This window comes from Streptomyces sp. NBC_00273 (assembly GCF_036178145.1).
Taxonomy (GTDB): Bacteria; Actinomycetota; Actinomycetes; order Streptomycetales; family Streptomycetaceae; genus Streptomyces.
Genome location: NZ_CP108067.1, coordinates 590,507 through 616,505 on the forward strand (window position 1 = coordinate 590,507; position 25,999 = coordinate 616,505).

A 25,999-nucleotide genomic window follows, 5' to 3' on the forward strand; every position below is an offset into this window, starting at 1 on the left:
TCAGGCTTTTCCGAATTCGTTGTTGATGATGTCGAAGAGGTCCTCGGCGGACGCCGAATCGATGGCGTCCTCCTCGTCCTCCAGGGCGTGGGCCGCGGCCCGGTCCGTCCCGTTCCAGTTCGCCAGGAGCGCTTCGAGGCGCGCCGTCACGCGGGCGCGTTCGGCGGCGTCGTCCTCGGGGACCGACGTCAGGAGGAACTCCAGCTTGTCGATCTCCGCGAGCGCCGGGAGCGCGGGCGCCGTGTCCCCGCCGAGGAGTTCCGCGCGCAGGTGCGCGGCCAGGGCGGCGGGCGTCGGGTGGTCGAAGACGAGGCTGGCGGGCAGCCGCAGTCCGGTGGCGGAGCCGAGGCGGGTGCGCAGTTCGACCGCGGTGAGCGAGTCGAAGCCGAGCTCCTTGAAGGCGCGGCCCGCTTCGACCGAAGCGGCCCCGTCGTGCCCGAGGACCGCGGCGACGTGCGTACGGACGAGGCCGAGCAGGCTCCGTTCGGCCTCGTCGGCGCCCATGCCCCGCATCTCGGCCACCAACCGGGCCGGTTCACCGGCGCCGTCGCCCGCGGCATCGGCGCCGAGGCCGGTGCCGACGGCGTGCTGCTCCGCCGCGAGTACGCGGCGTACCTCGGGGAGGCCGGCGATGAGCGGGCGCGGCCGGGCCGCCGTGAAGGCCGGGACGAACAGCTCCCAGTCGACGTCGGCGACGGTCACGGTCGTGTCGTCCGCGTCCAGCGCCTGCTGGAGGGCGGCGATCGACAGCTCCGGGGCCATCACCGGCAGGCCGCGGCGCCGCAGTTGCAGGGCGGCCTCGTCGTCGGCGACCAGCCCGCCCTCGCCCCACGGACCCCAGGCCACGGCGGTGGCCGTCAGCCCGCGGTCCCGGCGCCGCTGCGCCAGGGCATCGAGGTGGGCGTTGGCGGCCGCGTAGGCGGCCTGACCACCGCTGCCCCAGACGCCGGCGATGGAGGAGAACAGGACGAAGGCGTCCAGCTCCGTGTCTCCGAGCAGCTCGTCGAGGTGCTCGGCCCCACCGACCTTCGCGGAGAAGACGGCCGCGACATCGCCCGCGCCGGTCTCGGCGAGCGGCGTGAACTGGCCGACGCCCGCCGTGTGGAAGACGGCCGTCAGGCCGGGGCCGGAGGTGTCGTCGCGGAGGGCGGCGAGCAGCTCTGCGACGGACTCCCGGTCGGCCACGTCGCACGCGACGGCCGTGGCCCGCGCACCGAGCGCGGAGACCTCCGCGACCAGGGCCTCGACCCCGGGCGCGTCGGCCCCGCGGCGGCCGGCCAACACCAGGTGCTCCGCGCCGTGCGCGGCGAGCCAGCGAGCCACGTGTGCGCCGAGGGCGCCCGTACCGCCGGTGACCAGGACGGTGCCGCGGGGCCGCCAGGGCGCCCGCTCCACCGCTCCGCCGCCACTGCCGACGGCCGCCGGGGCGGCGTGCCCGATGCGGCGTGCGAGGAGACCCGCGGACCGTACGGCGAGCTGGTCCTCGTACGCGTCCTTCCCGCCGGCGAGTACGGCGAGCAGCCGGTCCAGCGCCCGCGCGTCCGGGCTGCCGGGCAGGTCCACCAGACCGCCCCAGCGCTCGGGGTGCTCCAGGGCGACCACCCGGCCGAAGCCCCAGGTCTGCGCCTGCGTGGCGCTCCGGACCCGGTCCGACGGGCCGGTCGCAACGGCCCCGGTGGTCACGCACCACAGCGGGGCGTCGACCTCGGCGTCACCGAGGGCCTGTACGAGCGCCCCGGCCAGCAGCAGCCCGGCCGGCGCTGCCGGATGGGCCGGGTGCGGGGCCTCGGCGAGCGCCAACAGGGACAGCACCCCGTCGGCACGGTTCCCTGCGAGAGCCGTACGCAGCCGGTCGGCCACGGCGGCCCGGTCGGTGGTGGCCACGTCCAGCGCGACCTCCCGTACGTCCGCGCCGCGCGCCCGGAGGGCGTCCGCGATCCCGGGGAGCGCGGGACCGGCGCCGGTCGCCGCGGTGACGACCAGCCAGGTGCCGGCGGGGCGAGCGGTGGCATCCGGATCGCCGAGCGGCTTCCAGGTGACCCCGTAGCGCCAGCCGTCGACGAGCGACCGCTCCGCGCTCTGGCGCCGCCAGGCGGACAGCGCCGGCAGCAGCGCGCTCAGCGGCTGGTCGGCATCGATCTCAAGGGTGGCCGTGAGGGCGGCGAGGTCCGCGTTGTCGACGGCCTCCCAGAACGCGGCGTCCACCGCACCACCGGCCGTCCCGGCACCGGACTCGACCGCCGCGGGGCGGGGAGCCTCCTCCAGCCAGTAGCGCTTGCGCTGGAAGGGGTAGGTGGGCAGATCGACGCGGCGGGCGCCGGCCGCGGTGGCGGCGAAGTACGCCCGCCAGTCGACGGTGACGCCGTGGGCGTGGGCCTGCGCGAGGGCCGTGGTGACGGCCTCGGCCTCGGCGCGGCCCTTGCGGAGCGCGGGGACGAAGACGGCGTCCTGCGTGACGCAGTCCTGGGCGAGGGCGGAGAGCACCCCGTCGGGCCCGAGTTCGAGGTACGTGGTGACTCCGGCGGCCTCGAGGGCGCGGATGCCGTCGAGGAAGCGGACGGCGTCGCGGACGTGCCGCACCCAGAAGTCGGCGGAGGCCATCTCGTCGGTGACGAGGGCGCCGGTCAGGTTCGATACGACCGGGATGCGGGGGCTGCCGTATGTGATCTCCTCGGCCACCTTGCGGAAGTCGGCCAGCATGCCGTCCATGTGCGGCGAGTGGAACGCATGGCTGACGGTGAGCCGCTTGGACTTGCGGTCGGGGAACGCGGCCGCGATCGCGGTCGCCGCATCCTCGTCACCAGCCACCACGACCGACAGCGGACCGTTGATCGCCGCGATACTCACCCGGTCCGTCAGCAGCGGCAGGACCTCGGCCTCCGAGGCCTGCATCGCGATCATCACACCGCCGGACGGCAGCGCCTGCATCAGGCGACCGCGGGCCGCGACCAGCGCGCACGCATCGTCGAGCGAGAGGACACCGGCGACGTGCGCGGCGGTGATCTCACCGATGGAGTGCCCGGAGAGGAAGTCCGGCCGCAGACCCCACGATTCGAGAAGCCGGAACAGCGCCACCTCGACCGCGAACAGGGCCGGCTGGGTATACGCGGTCTCATCCAGAACGACGGAGTCCGACCCGAACAGGACGTCCCTCAACGGCAGTTCGAGGTGGGCGTCCATGCGGGCGCAGATCGCGTCCAGGGCGTCCGCGAAGGCCGGGTGGGTGTCGTAGAGCTCTCGGCCCATGCCCAGTCGCTGGCTGCCCTGGCCGGTGAACAGGAAGGCCGTGTTACCGGGGGCGGCCGCCGTTCCGCGCACTAGGCCGGCTGCCTGCTCGCCGGCGGTCAGGGCGCGCAGCGCGGCGAGGAACTCTTCCCGCTCCTCCGCTACGACGACGGCCCGGCGCTCGAGGGCCGACCTCGATGTCGCCAACGCGTAGGCCACATCGGCGGATTCGAGCAGCTCATCCGACGCGAGCAGCGCCTCAAGGCGCTCGGCCTGGACCCGCAGGGCCGCCTCACTCTTTGCAGACAGCACCCACGGAACGGAGCCGGGACGCTGCTGCGCGTCGGCGTGCGCCGACTGCTCGACGTCCGGTGCCTGCTCGATGATCGTGTGGGCGTTGGTGCCGCTGAAGCCGAAGGAGGAGATGCCGGCCCGGCGCGGACGCCCGGTGTCCGGCCACGCGCGCTGCTCGGTGAGCAGGGCGATGTCGCCCGCCGTCCAGTCGACGTGCGGGGTGGGCTCGTCCACGTGCAGGGTCTGCGGGAGCACACCGTGCTGCATCGCGAGCACCATCTTGATGACACCCGCCACGCCGGCGGCGGCCTGCGTGTGACCGATGTTCGACTTGATGGAGCCCAGCAGAAGCGGCTGGTCGCCCGGGCGGTCCTGGCCGTAGGTGGCCAGCAGCGCCTGCGCCTCGATCGGGTCACCGAGCCGCGTACCCGTACCGTGCGCCTCCACCGCGTCCACCTCGGCGGCCGACAGACCGGCGCTGGCCAGGGCCTGACGGATCACTCGCTGCTGCGACGGACCGTTCGGGGCCGTCAGGCCGTTGCTCGCACCGTCCTGGTTGATCGCCGAACCCCGCACCACCGCGAGAACCGGGTGCCCGTTGCGCTGCGCGTCCGACAGCCGCTCCACGAGCAGCATGCCGACACCCTCGCCCCAGCCCGTACCGTCCGCGTCAGCGGCGAACGCCTTGATGCGGCCGTCCTCCGCCAGGCCCCGCTGACGGCTGAAGTCGATGTAGGCGCCCGGCGAGGACATGACGGTCACACCACCGGCCAGCGCCAGCGAGCACTCACCGCTGCGCAGCGCCTGGATCGCCCAGTGCAGGGCCACCAGAGAAGCCGAGCACGCCGTATCCACCGTGACCGCCGGGCCCTCCAGACCGAAGGCGTACGAGAGGCGACCGGAGACGACGCTCGCCGCGTTACCTGTACCGAGGAAACCCTCGATGCCGTCCGGAACGGTGTTCAACGTCGTTCCGTAGTCCTGCCCGTTGGTCCCGATGAACACGCCGGCCTGGCTGCCGCGCACCGAGGACGGAGCGATACCGGCCCGTTCGAAGGTCTCCCAGGTGGTCTCCAGCAGCAGCCGCTGCTGGGGGTCCATGGCGAGGGCCTCGCGCGGCGAGATCCCGAAGAAGTCGGCGTCGAAGTCGGCCACGTCGTAGAGGAAACCGCCCTCACGGGCATAGAACGTGCCCTGCTGGTCCGCATCGGGGCTGTAGAGGCGATCCAGGTCCCAGCCACGGTCGGCCGGGAACTCGCCGATGGCATCGCCACCGGTCGACAGCAGCTGCCAGAGGTCCTCGGGGGTGCGGACACCGCCCGGGAAGCGGCAGCTCATCGCGACGATCGCGATCGGATCGTCGTCCACGGCCTTGACCGTCGGTGTCACCGGACCACTGATCCGTGCCTCGGTCCCCAGGAGTTCGTCCCGGAGGAATCCCATGAGGGCGGAGGCAGTCGGGTAGTCGAAGATCAGCGTGGCCGGCAGGCTCACACCCGTGGCCGCCCCGAGGCGGTTGCGCAGCTCGACCGCGGTGAGCGAGTCGAAGCCGAGCTCCTTGAAGGCGCGTTCGGCGCCGACGGCGTCAACGCCGTCGTGCCCCAGGACCGCCGCGACGTGCGTACGGACCAGACCGAGCAGCTCCCGCTCCAGCTCCGCCGCGCCCAGACCGGCGAGCCGGTCGACCGGCGATGCGGTGTCGCCTGCGGCACGAGCGGTGGGCCCGGCCGGCCGGATATCGGACAGCTCGGCGAAGAGGGAGCTGGGACGCACGACGCTGAAGGCGGGTGCGAAGCGCTCCCAGTCCACGTCCGCGACCAGCAAGGCCGCGTCGGCGGATGAGGCAACGCTTTGTCGCAGCACGGCCATCGCCGTATCCGGGGCCATCGGCGGCAGACCCTCACGCCGCATCCGCGCATCCATGGACTCATCAGCTGCCATACCACCCTCGGCCCACGGACCCCACGCGAGCGAGGTCGCGGCCAGCCCGGCCGCACGACGCTGCTCAGCGAGAGCATCCAGGTAGGCATTGGCGGCAGCGTAGTTCGCCTGACCAGCAGCACCGGTCACGCCGCTCATAGAAGAGAACAAGACGAACGCGGAGAGCTCGATACCGAGCTCAACGGTCAGCTCGTGCAGATTGAGCGCCGAGGTCGCCTTCGCCCGCAACACACTCTCAATGCGGTCGGGGGTAAGGGCGTCAAGGACACCGTCATCGAGAATCCCGGCGGTGTGCACGACCGCCGTCAGCGTGTCGGCCTCGGCCTCCAGGAGCGCACGCAGAGCGTCACGGTCGGAGGCGTCACACGCCACGACCGACACCTCAACACCCAGCCCGGACAGCTCCGCCGCCAACTCGGCAGCACCCGGGGCATCAGCACCACGGCGGCTGGTCAGCACCAGACGCTCCGCGCCGGCCCCGGCCATCCAACGAGCCAGCCGGCCGCCCAGAGCGCCCGTACCACCCGTCACTAGAACGGTGCCGGACGGCGTCCATGACGTGGACGCAGCACCACCGGTCGCCCGAACGAGCCGGCGCCCGAAGACCCCGGACGAACGCACCGCAACCTGGTCCTCACCAGCAGAAGCCAGCACACCCACCAGACGGGACATCGCCCGCTCATCCCACACCTCAGGCAGGTCAACCAGACCACCCCAACGCCCGGGAACCTCCAGAGCAGCCACACGCCCCAGACCCCACACCTGAGCCTGAACCGCCGACACCAGACGATCCGAACGGCCAATACTGACCGCACCACGGGTCAGGCACCACAGCGGCGCCTCCACCCCCACATCACCCAACGCCTGCACCAAACCAGCAGACGCAACAACCCCAGCAGCCTCATCCAGAGCCAGAAGCGACACCACACCAGCAACAGAACCCGCGCCGGACAACAGCCCAGCCAAACCGGCACGATCCGTACCCGGCTCGACAACAACCCGCCGGACCTCGACACCACGCGCGGCCAGCGCATCCACCACAGCCGCGTCATCCACGCCCGCAGCAGCAACGACCAGCCACAGCCCCGACAACGGCGCACCGGTCCCGGCATCCGTCAACGGCTTCCACGACACCCGGTAACGCCAGCGGTCCACTTCGGACTGGGCCCGCAGGCCACGTCGCCAGGCCGAGAGGGTCGGCAGAGCCGGCAGGACCTTGTCCCAGGCGTTCTCGCCATCCATGTCCAGCGTGGCGGCGAGCGACTCCAGGTCCTCGCGCTCCACGGCGTCCCAGAAGCGGGAGTCCACCTCGTCGGCAGCGCCGCTCCGCACCGTCCCCGCCATCGGCAGCCAGTAGCGCTGCCGCTGGAAGGCGTACGTCGGCAGATCAACGTACCGGGCACCCGAACCGGTGAAGAGCGCCTGCCAGTTCACCTCAAGGCCCCGAGTATGTGCCTGCGCCACTGCCGCGACCGTCGTCTCGGTCTCGGGACGTCCTGCGCGCAGGACCGGCACGAAGGCAGCACCCTCGCCGGCTACGCACTCCTGGCCCATGGCCGAGAGCACACCACCCGGACCGAGTTCGAGGTACGTCGTGACCCCCGCTTCCTCCAGTACGCGGATGCCGTCGAGGAAGCGGACCGCCTCGCGGACGTGCCGCACCCAGAACTCCACCGAGCCCATCTCGTCGGTGACGAGGGCGCCGGTCAGGTTGGACACGACCGGGATGCGGGGGGCCTCGAAGGACAGCCCCGCCACGACATGGCGGAAGGCATCGAGCATGCCGTCCATGTGCGGCGAGTGGAACGCGTGGCTGACCGTCAACCGCTTCGTCTTGCGGTCGGCGAACGACTCCGCGACGGCGACCGCCGCGTCCTCGTCACCGGCGACGACCACCGACTGCGGGCCGTTGACGGCCGCGATGCTCACCCGGTCCGTCAGCAGCGGCAGGACCTCGTCCTCCGACGCCTGCACCGCGATCATCACACCACCACCCGGCAGCGCCTGCATCAGACGACCGCGGGCGGCGACCAGCGTGCACGCGTCGTCCAGCGAGAACACGCCGGCGACGTGCGCGGCGGCGATCTCGCCGATGGAGTGACCGGACAGGAAGTCCGGCTTCACCCCCCAGGACTCGACGAGGCGGAACAGGGCCACCTCGACGGCGAACAGGGCCGGCTGGGTGTACTCGGTCCGGTCCAGCAGCGCCGCGTCGTCCCCGAACAGGACGTCCTTCAGCGGCAGTTCCAGCCGCTCGCACACCGCGTCCAGCGCCGCCGCGAACACCGGGTGGGTCTCGTAGAGCTCACGCCCCATGCCGAGGCGCTGGCTGCCCTGCCCGGTGAACAGGAAGGCGACCTTCCCGCCGACCGGCGAACCGTTCACCACGGCTGCGGTCGGGCGGCCCTCGGCCAGCGCCTCCAGTGCGGCCAGCAGGCCCTCACGGTCCGCGGCCACCACCGCCGCGCGGTCCTCGAACGAGGCCCTGTTGGCCGCCAGCGACCACGCGACGTCGACCGGGCGCACATCCGGCGCGGCCAGTACGTGGGCCTGGAGCTGACGCGCCTGCGCCCGAAGGGCGTTTTCACCCTTCGCCGAGAGCACCCAGGGCACGACCGGCAGCGGCGTGGCGTCGGCAGGTGCCTCCGCCGGCTCCGTGGCGGCCGGGGGCTGTTCGATGATGGTGTGGGCGTTGGTACCGCTGATACCGAAGGACGAGATGCCCGCGCGGCGCGGCCGACCGGTCTCGGGCCAGTCCGTCGCGTCGGTCAGCAGGCTGACGTCACCGTCCTCCCAGTCCACCTGGGGCGACGGCGCGTCCACGTGCAGCGTCTGCGGGAGCACGCCGTGCCGCATCGCCATGACCATCTTGATCACGCCGGCGACACCGGCGGCGGCCTGGGTGTGACCGATGTTGGACTTGATCGAGCCCAGCAGCAGCGGCCGCCCCTCGGGGCGGTCCTGACCGTACGTGGCCAGCAGCGCCTGCGCCTCGATCGGGTCACCGAGACGGGTACCCGTACCGTGCGCCTCGACCGCGTCCACGTCGGCGGCGGACAGACCCGCGCTGGCGAGGGCCTCGCGGATCACTCGCTGCTGCGACGGACCGTTCGGGGCCGTCAGGCCGTTGCTCGCACCGTCCTGGTTGATCGCGGAGCCACGCACCACGGCCAGGATCGGGTGCCCGTTGCGGAGGGCGTCCGACTGCCGCTCGACGAGCAGCATGCCCGCACCCTCGGCCCATCCCGTACCGTCCGCGGCCGCGGCGAAGGACTTGCAGCGGCCATCGGCCGACAGACCGCGCTGACGGCTGAAGTCGACGAAGGTCTCCGGAGTCGCCATGATCGCCACGCCACCCGCGAGAGCCATGTCGCACTCGCCCTGCCGCAGCGCCTGGATCGCCCAGTGCAGGGCCACCAGCGACGACGAACACGCCGTGTCCACCGTCACCGCCGGGCCCTCGAGACCGAACGCGTACGAGACGCGGCCCGAGGCGATGCTGCCCGAGTTTCCGGTACCGAGGTAGCCCTCGACGCCCTCCGGCAGCTCCTCGCCGTTTCCGTAACCCGTCGCGTAGTCGTGGTACATGACGCCGGCGAAGACGCCCGTACGGCTGCCACGCAGGGTGGCCGGGTCGATGCCGGCCCGCTCGAAGGCCTCCCACGAGGTTTCCAGGAGGAGCCGCTGCTGGGGGTCCATGGCGAGGGCCTCGCGCGGCGAGATCCCGAAGAACGCCGGGTCGAACTCGGCCGCGTCGTGCAGGAAGCCGCCTTCGCGGGTGTACGAGGTGCCCACGTGGTCGGGATCGGGGTGGTAGAGCGCCTCCACGTCCCAGCCGCGATCGGACGGGAACGCGGTGATGCCGTCGCCACCCGTGGCGACGAGCTGCCACAGCTCCTCGGGGGTCCGCACGCCGCCGGGGAAACGGCAGCCCATGCCGACGATCACGATCGGGTCGTCGGTCAGGCCCACAGCGGCCCGAACGGGCGTCGACAGCCCGCGTACTCCGGCTGCCTCAGCGGAACCATCGGTCACCGCGAGCTCGGAGAGCAGGTGCCGGGCCAGCGCGGCGGGCGTCGGGTAGTCGAAGATCAGCGTCGGAGGCAGCCGCAGTCCGGTCTCCGTCTTGAGTACGTTGCGCAGTTCCACGGCTGTGAGGGAGTCGAAGCCGAGGTCCCGGAAGGCCCGTTCGGCGTCGACCGCCTCGGCACCGGTGTGGCCCAGGACTGCGGCCACACGCCCGCAGACCAGGTCCAGCAGCACGCCCTCGTGCTCCGCGACCGGCAACGCCAGCAGACGGGCCACCAGGGGCGAACCGGTCTCCGAGTCGCCGCCTCGCCGCTCCACGGTGCGCCGCACGGGCACTCGTACCAGGGCACGGAGCAGGGCCGGCGTCGAACCCGCCGAGACGGCCTGCGCCCGCAGCACCGCGAGATCGAGGCGGATCGGCAGGAGCACCGCCGAATCCACCGCCATCGCCGTGTCGAAGAGGGCGAGCCCCTCGTCGGCAGCCAGTCCGTCTACGCCGTCGCGGGCGATGCGGCGCAGGTTGGCGTCGTCAAGGCTCGCCGCCATGCCACCGCCACTGCCCGCCTGCGGGGCCCACAGACCCCAGGCCAGCGCGGTGGCCGCCAGGCCCTCAGACCGTCGCTGCTCGGCCAGGGCCTCCAGGAACGCGTTCGCCGCAGCGTAATTCGCCTGCCCCGCCGCACCGAACACGGCCGCCGCACCCGAGAAGAGAACAAACGCAGACAGGTCCAGATCCCGCGTCAACTCATGCAGGTTCCAGGCCGCGTCCACCTTCGGCCGCAGCACAGTCGCGACCCGCTCCGGCGTCAGCGCCGACACAACACCGTCATCCAGAACACCCGCGGTGTGCACTACGGCCGTCAGCGGGTGCTCAGCCGGAACCGACGCCAGCAGCGCGGCCACCGCATCCCGATCCGCGAGATCACAGGCAGCAAGCTCCGCCCGAGCACCCAACTCCGCCAGCTCCGCGACCAGTTCCTCGGCACCCTCGGCAGCAGAACCCCGCCGACTAACCAGCAGCAGACGCCGCGCCCCGTGCGCGCTCACCAGGTGCCGGGCGAACAGCCGCCCGAGACCACCCGTGGCACCGGTCACGAGAACCGTCCCGGACGGGTCACCGAGCACCACCGGCGCCTCGGCCACACTGTCCGCCGACGGCACGCGCACCAGACGGGGCACACTCACCACACCCGCGCGGACCGCCAACTCCGGCTCACCAGCCGCCAGCGCGGCGGGAATCGCCGCCACCGACGCCGAGTCCGGCTCCACGTCCAGGTCGAGCATCACGAGCTGACCGGGGTTCTCCGACTGCGCCGAGCGCAGCAGACCACGCACCGCGCTGCCCGGCAGATCCCGGACACCCGAACCGGCCCCAACAGCCACCGCACCCGACGTCACCCACACCAGCCGAGAACCCGCGAACCGGTCATCCGCCAGCCACTCCTGCACGGACGCCAGCGCGCCATTCACCGCGCCGTGCACCGACCCGACGGTGTCCCCGTCCACGTCGACCGCGGACGGCAGGACGAACACCGCATCCGGAGCGGGCTCACCCGCCGCCAGCGCCGAACCGAACGCCGCCACATCGGCGTACTCGGTCACCTGAGCACCCGTGCCGGCCAGACCGATCTCGTCCCGGCCCAGCACCACCCACCGCAGACCAGCGGACGTCACCGAACCGATCGCGGCCGGCTCCCACTCCACGCGGAACAACGACTCCAGATGGCCGGCGCCCGCCCCGTTGACCTGGTCAGCGGAGGCCGGGCGAAGCGTCAGCGACTCCACAGCCGCCACCGGCCGCCCCGTCTCATCCGCGATCAACAGGCCCAGCGTGTGCCGGTCGTCCGGCGAGTGCGGGGTCAGGCGCATGCGCAGCGAGGACGCGCCCACGGCGTACAGCGAGACACCGACCCAAGAGAAGGGCAGCATCGCGCCGGCGCCTTCCGCGACGGGGTCGCCGTGGCCGATGGCGTGCAGACCCGCGTCGAGCAGCGCCGGGTGCAGCCCGAACCGCGCCGCGTCCCCGCGCCCGTCCTCCGGCAGCACCACCTCGGTGAACAGCTCGCCACCACGCCGCCAGGCTGCCTTCAGCCCCTGGAACAGCGGCCCGTAGGCCATTCCGTCTCCGAGCAGTTCCGCGTACAGCCCGTCGACGTCCACGGGCTGGGCGCCCGACGGCGGCCACACCGCCAGTTCACCGAACTCCTGCGCGGCCTCCGGACGGGCACCAGACGCCAGCACACCCGACCCGTGACGCGTCCACGGTTCCTCCGCCAGTGCGTCCTGACGTCGGGAGTACACGCTGAACGCCCGACGCCCAGGCGCCATGGGCGCCTCGATCACGAGCTGAAGCTGCACGCCGCCCCGCTCGGGCAGGACGAGCGGCGCCTCCAGCGTCAGCTCCTCCACCACATCGCAGCCGACCTGGTCACCGGCACGGATCGCCAGGTCGACGAACGCCGTGCCCGGCAGCAGGACGCCGCCGTGGATCGTGTGATCGGCGAGCCAGGGGTGGGTGTCGAGAGACAGCCGACCAGCAAGGAGCACTCCCTCGGAATCGGCGAGCGTCACCGCCGCACCCAGCAGCGGGTGCCCGGCGTCACCGAGACCGATCGCCTCCGGGTCCCCGGCCGCGAACACGGCCGCGCTGGGCCAGAACCGCTGACGCTGGAACGCGTACGTCGGCAGATCAACCCGCCGCGCACCCGTACCGGCGAAATACGCCGCCCAGTCGACGGTGACGCCGTGGGCGTGGGCCTGGGCGAGGGCCGTGGTGACGGCCTCGGCCTCGGGGCGGCCCTTGCGGAGGGCGGGGACGAAGACGGCGTCCTGCGTGAAGCAGTCCTGGGCGAGTGCGGAGAGCACACCGTCGGGCCCGAGCTCGACGTACGTCGTGACTCCGGCGGCCTCGAGGGCGCGGATGCCGTCGAGGAATCGGACCGCCTCACGGACGTGCCGCACCCAGAACTCCGCCGAGCCCATCTCGTCCGAGACGACCGAGCCGGTCAGGTTCGAGACGACCGGGATGCGGGGGGCCTCGAAGGACAACCCCGCCACGACCTGACGGAACGCGTCGAGCATGCCGTCCATGTGGGGCGAGTGGAACGCGTGACTGACGGTGAGGCGCTTGCTCTTCCGGTCGGGGAAGGCGGCCACGACGGCCGTCGCTGCGTCCTCGTCACCGGCGATGACCACCGACTGCGGTCCGTTGACGGCCGCGATGCTCACCCGGTCGGTCAGCAGCGGCAGGACCTCGTCCTCCGACGCCTGCACCGCGATCATCACGCCACCACCCGGCAGCGCCTGCATCAGACGACCACGCGCCGCGACCAGCGCGCACGCGTCCTCCAACGAGAACACCCCGGCCACATGCGCGGCAGCGATCTCGCCGATCGAGTGCCCGGACAGGAAGTCCGGCTTCACACCCCAGGACTCGACGAGCCGGAACAGCGCCACCTCGACCGCAAACAGGGCCGGCTGCGTGTACTCCGTACGGTCCAGCACAGCCGCGGCGTCCCCGAACAGGACGTCCTTCAGCGGCAGTTCGAGGTGGGCGTCCATGCGGGCGCAGATCGCGTCCAGGGCGTCCGCGAAGACCGGGTGGGTGTCGTAGAGCTCGTGGCCCATGCCCACTCGCTGGCTGCCCTGGCCGGTGAACAGGAACGCCGTGTTACCGAGGGCGGCTGCCGTTCCGCGCACCAGGCCGGCTGCCTGCTCGCCTGCGGCGAGGGCGCGCAGCGCGGCGAGGAACTCTTCCCGCTCCTCCGCGACGACGACGGCCCGGCGCTCGAGGGCCGACCTCGATGTCGCCAACGCGTAGGCCACATCGGCGGATTCGAGCAGCTCATCCGACGCGAGCAGCGCCTCAAGGCGCTCGGCCTGGACCCGCAGGGCCGCCTCACTCTTTGCAGACAGCACCCACGGCATGACGCCACCGGGCCGCTCCTGCGGCTGCGCGGACACCTCGGCGTCGGGCGCGTCCGGTGCCTGCTCGATGATCGTGTGGGCGTTGGTGCCGCTGAAGCCGAAGGAGGAGATGCCGGCCCGGCGCGGACGCCCGGTCTCCGGCCACGCGCGCTGCTCGGTGAGCAGGGCGATGTCGCCCGCCGTCCAGTCGACGTGCGGGGTGGGCTCGTTGACGTGCAGGGTCTGCGGGAGTACCCCGTGCTGCATGGCGAGCACCATCTTGATGACACCCGCCACGCCGGCGGCGGCCTGCGTGTGACCGATGTTCGACTTGATGGAGCCCAGCAGAAGCGGCTGGTCGCCCGGGCGGTCCTGGCCGTAGGTGGCCAGCAGCGCCTGCGCCTCGATCGGGTCACCGAGCCGCGTACCCGTACCGTGCGCCTCAACCGCGTCCACCTCGGCGGCCGACAGCCCGGCGCTCGCGAGAGCGGCGCGGATCACGCGCTGCTGCGACGGACCGTTCGGGGCCGTCAGGCCGTTGCTCGCACCGTCCTGGTTGATCGCCGAACCCCGCACCACCGCCAGGACCGGGTGACCGTTCCGGCGCGCGTCCGACAGCCGCTCCACGAGCAGCATGCCGACACCCTCACCCCAACCCGTACCGTCCGCGTCAGCGGCGAACGCCTTGATGCGGCCGTCCGCCGCCAGGCCACGCTGACGGCTGAAGTCGATGTAGGCGCCCGGCGAGGACATGACGGTCACACCACCGGCCAGCGCCAGCGAGCACTCACCGCTGCGCAGCGCCTGGATCGCCCAGTGCAGGGCCACCAGAGAAGCCGAGCACGCCGTATCCACCGTGACCGCCGGGCCCTCGAGACCGAAGGCGTATGAGAGGCGACCGGAGACGACGCTCGCCGCGTTACCCGTACCGAGGAAACCCTCGATGCCCTCAGGAATGGAACGGAACGTCCCGTCGTAGTCCTGGCCGTTGGTTCCGATGAACACGCCGGCCTGGCTGCCGCGTACGGCGGCGGGATCGATGCCCGCCCGTTCGAAGGTCTCCCAGGTGGCCTCCAGCAGCAGCCGCTGCTGGGGGTCCATGGCGAGGGCCTCGCGCGGCGAGATCCCGAAGAAGTCGGCGTCGAAGTCGGCCACGTCGTAGAGGAAGCCGCCCTCACGGGCGTAGAACGTGCCCTGCTGGTCCGGGTCCGGGCTGTAGAGGCGGTCCAGGTCCCAGCCACGGTCGACCGGGAACTCGCCGATGGCATCGCCGCCGGTGGCCAGCAGCTGCCAAAGGTCCTCGGGGGTACGGACACCGCCCGGGAAGCGGCAGCTCATCGCGACGATCGCGATCGGATCGTCGTCCACCACCGTGGCGGCCGGACCGGTGATCAGAGCCTGAGTGCCCAGCAGTTCATCGCGAAGGTACGCCATGAGGGCGGAGGCGGTCGGGTAGTCGAAGATCAGCGTGGCCGGCAGGCTCACACCCGTGGCCGCACCGAGCCGGTTGCGCAGCTCGACCGCCGTGAGCGAGTCGAAGCCCAGCTCCTTGAAGGCGCGCTCCGCACCCACCGCGTCCGCACCGTCGTGCCCGAGGACGGCCGCGACGTGCGTCCGGACCAGACCGAGCAGCTCCCGCTCCAGCTCCACCGCGCCCAGACCGGCAAGCCGGTCGACCGGCGATTCGGAGTCACGTGAGGCGGGGGCGGCGGAGCGAGTCTCCGCCAGCTCCGCGAAGAGCGTGCTGGGGCGTGACACGGCAAATGCGGGCCCGAAGCGCTTCCAGTCCACGTCCGCGACCAGCAGGGCCGCATCCCCAGAGACAGCGCTCTGTCGCAGCACGGCCATCGCCGTATCCGGAGCCATCGGCGGCAGACCCTCACGCCGCATCCGCGCGTCCATGGCCTCATCAGCTGCCATACCGCCCTCGGCCCACGGACCCCACGCGAGGGAGGTAGCGGCCAGCCCGGCCGCACGACGCTGCTCAGCGAGAGCGTCCAGGTAGGCGTTCGCGGCAGCGTAGTTCGCCTGACCAGCAGCACCGATCGTGCCGCTCATCGAGGAGAACAGCACGAATGCGGAGAGCTCGATACCGAGCTCGACGGTCAGCTCGTGCAGATTGAGCGCCGACGTCGCCTTCGCCCGCAGCACACTCTCGAAACGCTCGGGGGTGAGGGCGTCGAGGACACCGTCATCGAGAATCCCGGCGGTGTGCACGACCGCGGTCAGCGTGTCGGCCTCGGCCTCCAGCAGCGCACGCAGAGCGTCACGGTCGGAGGCGTCACACGCCACGACCGACACCTCAACACCCAGCCCGGACAGCTCCGCCACCAGCTCAGCAGCACCCGGGGCATCAGCACCACGGCGGCTGGTCAGCACCAGACGTTCGGCACCCGCACCGGCCAGCCAACGAGCAACCCGACCGCCCAGAGCACCCGTACCACCCGTGACCAGGACAGTCCCGGAAGGCGTCCAGGAGTCCGTGCTGCCGCTCGCGGCACGGACCAGCCGACGCCCGAAGACTCCGGACGACCGCACCGCGACCTGGTCCTCACCAGCACCGCCCAGCACACCCACCAGACGGGACATCGCCCGCTCATCCCACACCTCAGGCAGGTCAACCAGACCACCCCAACGCCCGGGAACCTCCAGAGCGGCTACACGCCCGAGACCCCAGACCTGAGCCTGAACCGCCGATACCAGACGATCCGACCTGCCAACGCTGACCGCACCGCGAGTCAGGCACCACAGCGGCGCCTCCACCCCGGCATCACCCAACGCCTGCACCAAACCAGCCGTCGCGATGACCCCGGCCGACTCGTCCAGCGCGAGCAGCGACACCACACCGACGACAGAACCCGCGCCGGACAGCAGCTCAGCCAAAGCGGCACGATCGGCATCAGCCTCGACAACAACCCGGCGGACCTCAGCCCCAGCGCCGGCCAACGCATCCACCACACCAGCGGCCAAGGACTCGTCCTCGCCCGCGACGACGAGCCACTCGCCGCCCAGCGTCCCGCCCGACACAGTCAGTGGCTTCCACGACACCCGGTAACGCCAGCCATCCACCTCCGACTGCGTCCGCAGGCCACGACGCCAGGCCGACAGGGCCGGCAGGACCGTGCCCCAGGCGTTCTCGTCGTCCATGTCCAGCGTGCCGGCGAGCGACGCGAGATCCTCGCGCTCCACCGCGTCCCAGAAACGGGAGTCCACGTCGTAGCCGGAGGCGTTCCGCGCCGCGCCCGTGACCTGCAGCCAGTAGCGCTGTCGCTGGAAGGCGTACGTCGGGAGCTCCGCCCGCCTGGCACCCGTACCGGCGAAGAAGGCGGACCAGTCCACCTCCACACCCCGCACATGAGCCTGCGCCACGCCGGTGACAGCCGTCTCCGCCTCGCCACGCCCTGCGCGCAGGACCGGGACGAAGGCGACGTCAGCGTCGCCGGTCAGGCAGTCCTGGGCGAGCGCGGACAACACGCCGTCCGGGCCGATCTCGACGTACGTCGTCACGCCCGCGCCCTCCAGTGCGCGGATGCCGTCGAGGAAGCGGACCGCCTCACGGACGTGCCTGATCCAGAACTCGGCGGAGCCCATCTCGTCCGAGACAAGCGCGCCGGTGAGGTTCGAGACGACCTGGATACGCGGGGCCTCGAACGACAGTCCCTCCACCACCAGGCGGAAGTCCTCCAACATGCCGTCCATGTGCGGCGAGTGGAACGCATGACTGACCGTCAGTCGCTTGGACTTGCGGCCCTGTGCCTCGAACGCCTCCGCGATCGCGACGGCCATGTCCTCATCACCCGCGACCACAACGGCCTGCGGGCCGTTGACCGCCGCGATGCTCACCCGGTCGCTCAGCAGCGGCAGGACCTCGTCCTCCGACGCCTGCACCGCGATCATCACACCACCGGACGGCAGCGCCTGCATCAGACGACCACGCGCCGCCACCAACACACACGCGTCCTCCAACGAGAACACCCCGGCCACATGCGCGGCAGCGATCTCACCGATCGAATGCCCGGACAGGAAGTCCGGCCGCAGACCCCACGACTCAACGAGCCGGAACAACGCCACCTCTACCGCGAACAGCGCGGGCTGCGTGAACTCCGTACGATCCAGCACAGCCGCGTCATAGCCGAACAGGACGTCCTTCAGAGGCAGTTCGAGCTGGGAGTCGAAGCGCGCGCACACCTCGTCCAGCGCGTCCGCGAACACCGGGAAGGCGTCGTACAGCTCACGCCCCATCCCCAGCCGCTGGCTCCCCTGCCCCGTGAACAGGAAGGCGAGCTTCCCGGGGACGGGCGAGCCCTCGATCAGCGCGGCCGTCGAGCGGCCCTCGGCCAGCGCCTCCAGTGCGGCCAGCAGGCCCTCACGGTCCGCGGCCACCACCGCCGCGCGGTCCTCGAACGACGCCTTGCCGACCGCCAGCGACCACGCAACGTCGACCGGGCGCACATCCGGCACGGCCAGGACGTGGGACCGGAGCTCACGCGCCTGCGCCCGAACCGCGTCCTCGCCCTTCGCCGAGAGCACCCAGGGCACCGCCGGAAGCAGCACGGCCGCTTCAGGTTCCGCCGGCTCCGTTGCGGCCGGGGGCTGTTCGATGATGGTGTGGGCGTTGGTACCGCTGATACCGAAGGACGAGATGCCCGCGCGGCGCGGACGGCCGGTCTCCGGCCACTCCACCGCCTCCGTCAGCAGGCTGACGTCACCGTCCTCCCAGTCCACCTGGGCCGACGGCGCGTCCACGTGCAGCGTCTCCGGGAGCACGCCGTGCCGCATCGCCATGACCATCTTGATGACACCGGCGACACCGGCCGCAGCCTGGGTGTGACCGATGTTGGACTTGATCGAGCCCAGCAGCAGCGGCCGGCCCTCGGGGCGGTCCTGGCCGTACGTCGCCAGCAGCGCCTGCGCCTCGATCGGGTCACCGAGCCGCGTACCCGTACCGTGCGCCTCCACCGCATCCACATCCGCGGCCGACAGACCCGCACTCGCCAGAGCCTCGCGGATCACCCGCTGCTGCGACGGACCGTTCGGCGCCGTCAGGCCATTGCTCGCACCGTCCTGGTTCACCGCCGAACCGCGCACCACGGCCAGGATCGGGTGCCCGTTGCGCACCGCATCCGACTGCCGCTCGACGAGCAGCATGCCCGCACCCTCGGCCCAGCCCGTACCGTCCGCGGCCGCAGCAAAGGACTTGCAGCGGCCATCGGCCGCCAGCCCCCGCTGACGGCTGAAGTCGATGAAGGTCTCCGGAGTCGCCATGATCGCCACGCCACCGGCCAGTGCCATGTCGCACTCGCCGTTACGGAGCGCCTGGATCGCCCAGTGCAGGGCCACCAGCGACGACGAACACGCCGTGTCGACCGTCACCGCCGGGCCTTCGAGACCGAAGGTGTAAGCAATCCGGCCGGAGGCGATGCTGCCGGCGTTGCCGGTGCCGAGGTAGCCCTCGACGCCCTCCGGCAGCTCGTCCCCGCTACCGGCACCGTCCCCGATGCCGACGCCCGTGACGTAGTCGTGGTACATGACGCCGGCGAAGACGCCGGTACGGCTGCCGTGCACGGACGCGGGGTCGATTCCGGCTCGCTCGAAGGCCTCCCAGGAGGTCTCCAGGAGCAGGCGCTGCTGGGGGTCCATGGCGAGGGCCTCGCGCGGCGAGATCCCGAAGAACGCCGGGTCGAACTCGGCCGCGTCGTGCAGGAAGCCGCCCTCACGCGTGTACGACGTACCGGCGTGGTCCGGGTCGGGGTGGTAGAGCGCCTCCACGTTCCAGCCGCGGTCGGACGGGAAGGCGGTGATGCCGTCGCCGCCCGTGGCGACGAGCTGCCACAGCTCGTCGGGGGTCCGCACGCCGCCGGGGAAACGGCAGCCCATGCCGACGATCACGATCGGGTCGTCCGTGACGTCCGGGGCGGACCGTACGGGCGTCAGCCGCCCGCGCACACCGCCCTGCTCGGCGGACTCGGCGGTCACCGCGAGCTCCGCCAGCAGGTGCCGGGCCAGTGCCACCGGTGTCGGGTAGTCGAACACCAGCGTCGGCGACAGTCGAAGACCGGTCTCGGCCTTCAGTACGTTGCGCAGTTCCACGGCTGTGAGGGAGTCGAAGCCGAGGTCCCGGAAGGCCCGTTCTGCGTCGACCGCCTCGGCGCCCGTATGGCCCAGGACCGCGGCCACACGCCCGCAGACCAGGTCCAGCAGCACGCCCTCGTGCTCCGCGACCGGCAACGCCAGCAGACGGGCCACCAGGGGCGAACCGGCGTCCGCGCGGCCGTCCCGGCGCTCCACGGTGCGCCGCACGGGCACTCGCACCAGGGCACGGAGCAGGGCCGGCGTCGAACCCGCCGAGACCGCCTGCGCCCGCAGCACCGCGAGATCGAGGCGGATCGGCAGGAGCACCGCCGAATCCACCGCCATCGCCGTGTCGAAGAGGGCGAGCCCCTCGTCGGCAGCCAGCGCGCCGACGCCGTCGCGGGCGATGCGGCGCAGGTTGGCGTCATCAAGACCCGCCGCCATGCCACCGTCACTGCCACCGCCGCTACCCGTCTGCGGGGCCCACAGACCCCAGGCCAGCGCGGTGGCCGCCAGGCCCTCGGCCCGTCGCTGCTCGGCCAGGGCCTCCAGGAACGCGTTCGCCGCAGCATAGTTCGCCTGCCCCGCCGCACCGAACGCAGCCGCCGCACCCGAGAACAGAACGAACGCAGACAGGTCCAGATCCCGCGTCAACTCATGCAGGTTCCAGGCCGCGTCCACCTTCGGCCGCAACACAGTCGCGACCCGCTCCGACGTCAGCGCCGACACAACACCGTCATCCAGAACACCCGCGGTGTGCACCACGGCCGTCAGCGGGTGCTCAGCCGGAACCGACGCCAGCAGCGCGGCCACCGCATCCCGATCCGCGAGATCACAGGCAGCAAGCTCCGCCCGAGCACCCAACTCCGCCAGCTCCGCGACCAGTTCCTCGGCACCCTCGGCAGCAGAACCCCGCCGACTCACCAGCAGCAGACGCTCAACACCATACGAAGTCACCAGGTGCCGGGCGAACAGCCGCCCGAGGCTGCCGGTGGCGCCCGTGACCAGCACCGTGCCCGACGGGTCACCCACCACGACAGGTGACTCGGCGGCACCATCCGAAGAGGGCACGCGCACCAGACGCGGCACACTCACCACACCCGCGCGGACCGCCAACTCCGGCTCACCAGCCGCCAGCGCGGCAGGAATCGCCGCCACCGACGCCGAGTCCGGCTCCACGTCCAGGTCGAGCATCACGAGCTGACCGGGGTTCTCCGACTGCGCCGAGCGCAGCAGACCACGCACCGCGCTGCCCGGCAGATTCCGGACACCCGAACCGGCCCCAACAGCCACCGCACCCGACGTCACCCACACCAGCCGCGTACCCGCGAACCGGTCATCCGACAGCCACTCCTGAACGGACGCCAGCGCGCCATTCACCGCCGTGTGAACGGAGCCCGCGGCGTCGTCGGCACCCAGCACGTCAGCGGACGGCAGGACGAACACCGCATCCGGAGCGGGCTCACCCGCCGCCAGCGCCGAACCGAACGCCGCCACATCGGCGTACTCGGTCACCTGAGCACCCGTGCCGGCCAGACCGATCTCGTCCCGGCCCAGCACCACCCACCGCAGACCAGCAGGAGCGGCAGGCGTGAGCGTCGCGGACACCCATTCCACGCGGAACAGCGACTCCAGATGACCGGCGCCCGCCGCGTGCACCTGATCCGCAGAAGCCGGGCGAAGCGTCAGCGACTCCACGGCCGCCACCGGCCGCCCCGTCTCATCCGCGATCAACAGGCCCAGCGTGTGAGGATCGTTCGCGGAGTGCGGGGTCAGGCGCATGCGCAGCGAGGACGCGCCCACGGCGTACAGCGAGACACCTGCCCAGGCGAACGGCAACAGCGCACCGGAAGCGGCATGCTCGCCGGACTCGCCGTGGCCGATGGCGTGCAGACCCGCGTCGAGCAGCGCCGGGTGCAGCCCGAACCGCGCCGCGTCCCTCTGGTCGCCCTGCGGCAGGGCCACCTCGGTGAACAGCTCCGCACCGCGTCGCCAGGCTGCCTTCAGGCCCTGGAACAGCGGCCCGTAGGAGACACCCTCCCGAGCCAGGTCCGCGTACAGCCCGTCGACGTCCACGGGCTGGGCGCCCGACGGCGGCCACACCGCCAGATCACCGAACTCCTGCGCGGCCTCCGGACGGGCACCAGCCGCAAGCACACCCGACCCGTGACGCGTCCAGGACTCCTCGGCGAGGGCGTCACGGCGACGCGAGTACACGCCGAACGGACGACGGCCGGGCTCGATGGGCGCCTCGACGACCAGCTGAAGCTGCACGCCGCCCCGCTCGGGCAGAACGAGCGGCGCCTCCAGCGTCAGCTCCTCCACCACATCGCAGCCGACCTCGTCGCCGGCACGGATCGCCAGCTCCACGAAGGCCGTGCCCGGAAGCAGCACACTGCCCAGAATCGTGTGGTCCACGAGCCACGGGTGGGTTTCCACCGACAGCCGACCGGCGAGGAGGACGCCTTCCGAATCGGCGAGCGTCACCGCCGCACCCAGCAGCGGGTGCCCGGCGTCACCGAGACCGATCGCCTCCGGGTCCCCGGCCGCGAACACGGCCGCGCTGGGCCAGAACCGCTGGCGCTGGAACGCGTACGTCGGCAGATCAACGCGTCGGGCGCCGGTGCCCGCGAAGGAAGCGGTCCAGTCGACGGTGACGCCGTGAACGTGAGCCTGCGCGAGGGCGGTGACGAGGGTCTCGGCCTCGGGACGGCCGCTCCGGAGGACCGGGACGAAGACGGCGTGACCGGTCTCGGCCAGGCAGTCCTGGGCGAGGGCGGACAGCACACCGTCGGGGCCGAGCTCGACATACGTTGTAACCCCGTCGGCCTCCAGTGCGCGGATGCCGTCGAGGAAGCGGACCGCCTCACGGACGTGCCGCACCCAGAACTCCGCCGAGCCCATCTCGTCCGAGACGACCGAGCCGGTCAGGTTCGAGACGACCTGGATACGCGGGGCCTCGAACGACAGCCCCTCCACCACCCGGCGGAAGTCCTCCAGCATGCCGTCCATGTGCGGCGAGTGGAACGCGTGGCTCACCGTCAGCCGCTTGGACTTGCGGTCAGGGAAGGCGGTCACGACGGCCGTGGCGGCGTCCTCGTCACCGGCGATGACCACCGACCGAGGGCCGTTGACCGCCGCGATGCTCACGCGATCGGTCAGCAGCGGCAGGACCTCGTCCTCCGACGCCTGCACAGCGATCATCACGCCACCACCCGGCAGCGCCTGCATCAGACGACCACGCGCCGCCACCAGCGCGCACGCGTCCTCCAACGAGAACACCCCGGCCACATGCGCGGCAGCGATCTCACCGATCGAATGCCCGGACAGGAGGTCGGGCTTCACACCCCACGACTCGACGAGCCGGAACAGCGCCACCTCGACCGCGAACAGAGCGGGCTGCGTGTACTCCGTACGGTCCAGCACAGCCGCGTCGCCACCGAACAGGACGTCCTTCAGCGGCCTGTCGAGCACCGCGTCCATCTGTGCGCAGACGGCGTCCAGCGCGTCCGCGAACACCGGGAAGACGTCGTACAGCTCACGCCCCATCCCCAGCCGCTGGCTCCCCTGCCCCGTGAACAGGAAAGCGGTACGGCCGTCGCCGGCCGTTCCCGTGGTGATCCGGGGCGCGGACTCGCCGGTGGCGAGTCGTCCGAGTGCGTCCCGCAGGTCCTGGGCGTGTTCGGCGGGCAGGACGAAGGCGGCGCGCTGGTCGAGGTGCGCGCGGCTCGCGGCGAGGGAGTACGCCAGGTCCACCGCGTCCACGCCGTTGTCCTCAGCGGCGTCCAGGTACGCGGTGAGAACCGCCGCCTGCGCCCGGAGGGCGTCCTTGGTCTTGCCGGAGAGGAGGTACGGCAGGACACGGCCCGGTCGTACGGTCGGCTGCGCGTCGGCGCGCGCCGGCTCCTCGGCGTCGGGCGCCTGCTCGATGATGGTGTGGGCGTTGGTGCCGCTGATGCCGAAGGAGGAGATGCCGGCCCGGCGCGGACGCCCGGTCTCGGGCCATGCGCGCTGCTCGGTCAGGAGCTCTATGTCGCCCGCCGTCCAGTCGACGTGCGGGGTGGGCGCGTCCACGTGCAGGGTCTGCGGGAGCACACCGTGCTGCATCGCGAGCACCATCTTGATGATGCCCGCGACACCAGCGGCGGCCTGCGTGTGACCGATGTTCGACTTGATGGAGCCCAGCAGAAGCGGCCGTCCGTCGGCACGCTCCTGGCCGTACGTGGAAAGGAGGGCCTGCGCCTCGATCGGGTCGCCAAGACGGGTACCCGTGCCATGCGCCTCAACCGCGTCCACGTCGGCGGCCGACAGACCCGCGCTCGCGAGGGCTTGGCGGATGACCCGCTGCTGGGAGGGGCCGTTGGGCGCGGTCAGGCCGTTGCTCGCACCGTCCTGGTTGATCGCCGAGCCACGCACCACCGCCAGGACCGGGTGACCGTTGCGCTGCGCGTCCGACAACCGCTCCACGAGCAGCATGCCGACACCCTCACCCCAGCCCGTGCCATCGGCGGCCGCGGCGAACGCCTTGATCCGGCCGTCCGCCGCCAGCCCCCGCTGACGGCTGAAGTCGATGAAGTTCTCGGGCGTCGACATGACGGTGACGCCACCGGCCAGCGCCAGCGAGCACTCACCGCTGCGCAGCGCCTGGATCGCCCAGTGCAGGGCGACCAGCGACGACGAACACGCCGTGTCGACCGTCACCGCCGGGCCTTCGAGTCCGAACACGTACGAGACGCGGCCGGACATGACGCTGCCCGCATTGCCCGTGCCGACGTGGCCCTCCAGGCCGTCCTGTTCGCGGGCGACGAGCGAGAGGTAGTCCTGGCCGTTGGTGCCGACGAACACACCGGCGCGGCTGCCGCGCAGCGACGACGGGTCGATGCCCGCGCGCTCGAAGGCCTCCCACGAGGTCTCCAGCAGCAGGCGCTGCTGCGGGTCCATGGCGAGGGCCTCGCGCGGCGAAATCCCGAAGAAGCCGGCGTCGAACTCCGCCGCTCCAGCGACGAAACCACCCTCGCGGGTGTACGAGGTCCCCGGCTGGTCCGGGTCGGCGCTGTAGAGGCGGTCGAGGTTCCAGCCGCGGTCCGCCGGGAACTCGGCGACCGCATCCGTACCGTGCGCGAGCAGCTCCCACAGGTCCTCGGGGGACGCGATGCCACCGGGGAACCGGCAGCTCATGGCCACGATCGCGATCGGGTCGCCGTCGACGGCCGCGGCGACGGGCAGCAGGGCGCCGGAGACGGGGACGCTGCCGACGAGTTCGTCACGGAGGTGGTCGGCCAGCGCGGCGGACGTCGGGTAGTCGTAGATGAGCGTGACCGGCAGCCGCAGCTCGGTGGCCGCGCCGAGGCGGTTGCGCAGCTCGACAGCGGTCAGGGAGTCGAACCCGAGCTCCTTGAAGGCGCGGTCGGCGACGACGGCGTCCGCACCGCCGTGTCCGAGGACCGCCGCCACGTGCGTACGGACGAGGTCGAGCAGCTCCCGCACCTGCTCGGCGGGGGCGAGCGCGGCGAGTCGCCCGGAGAGGGTGCCCGGCCCGTCCGCGTGAGCGGTCGCCTGAGCACGTGCCTCGGTGCCCGCGCGAGCGGCGCGTACCTCGCTCAGCTCGCTGAACAGTTCACTGCGGCGTACGGCCGTGTGGCCGGAGAGATACCGCTCCCACTCGACGTCGGCCACCGTGATCGAGGCGTCCTCGGCAGCAACTGCCTGCCGGAGCACACGGATCGCCGACTGAGCGTTCATGGGGGGCACGCCGTCCCGGCGCATCCGGGCCTCAAGGGCCTCGTCGGCGGCCATGCCGCTGTCGGCCCAGGGACCCCAGGCGATCGAGGTAGCGGCCAACCCGGCCGCACGACGCTGCTCGGCGAGGGCGTCGAGGTAGGCATTGGCGGCGGCGTAGTTCGCCTGACCGGCGGTACCGATGGTGCCGGTCATGGACGAGAACAGCACGAACGCGGAGAGCTCGATACCGAGCTCGACGGTCAGCTCGTGCAGATTGAGCGCCGAGGTCGCCTTGGCGCGCAGTACGCTCTCGAAACGCTCGGGGGTGAGGGCGTCGAGGACACCGTCATCCAGCACACCAGCCGTGTGCACGACCGCCGTGAGCGTGTCGGCCTCAGCCTCAAGCAGCGCGCGCAGGGCGTCACGGTCGGAGGCGTCACACGCCACGACCGACACCTCAACACCCAACTCCGACAGCTCAGCCACCAACTCGGCAGCACCCGGAGCCTCAAGGCCCCGACGGCTGGTCAGCACCAGACGCTCGGCACCCGCACCGGCCAGCCAACGCGCAACCCGGCCACCCAGAGCACCCGTACCACCCGTGACCAGAACGGTCCCGGAAGGCGTCCAGGAGTCCGTGCTGCCGCTCGCGGCACGGACCAGCCGACGCCCGAACACACCGGAAGACCGCACCGCAACCTGGTCCTCACCAGCACCGCCCAGCACACCCACCAGACGGGACATCGCCCGCTCATCCCACACCTCAGGCAGGTCAACCAGACCACCCCAACGCCCCGGAATCTCCAGAGCG

1 protein-coding gene (only partly in view) is annotated in these 25,999 nt (G+C 71.9%); it reads right to left on the reverse strand.

Features of this window, described 5'->3' with window-relative positions; genetic code table 11:
- Positions 1–25,999: the 3' portion of a type I polyketide synthase gene (locus tag OG386_RS02320; RefSeq protein WP_328786495.1), read on the reverse strand. It continues 8,354 nt past the right edge of the window; 25,999 of the gene's 34,353 nt are visible here — the last part of the coding sequence; its start codon lies off the right edge, out of view — the gene reads right to left on this strand; its stop codon occupies positions 1–3.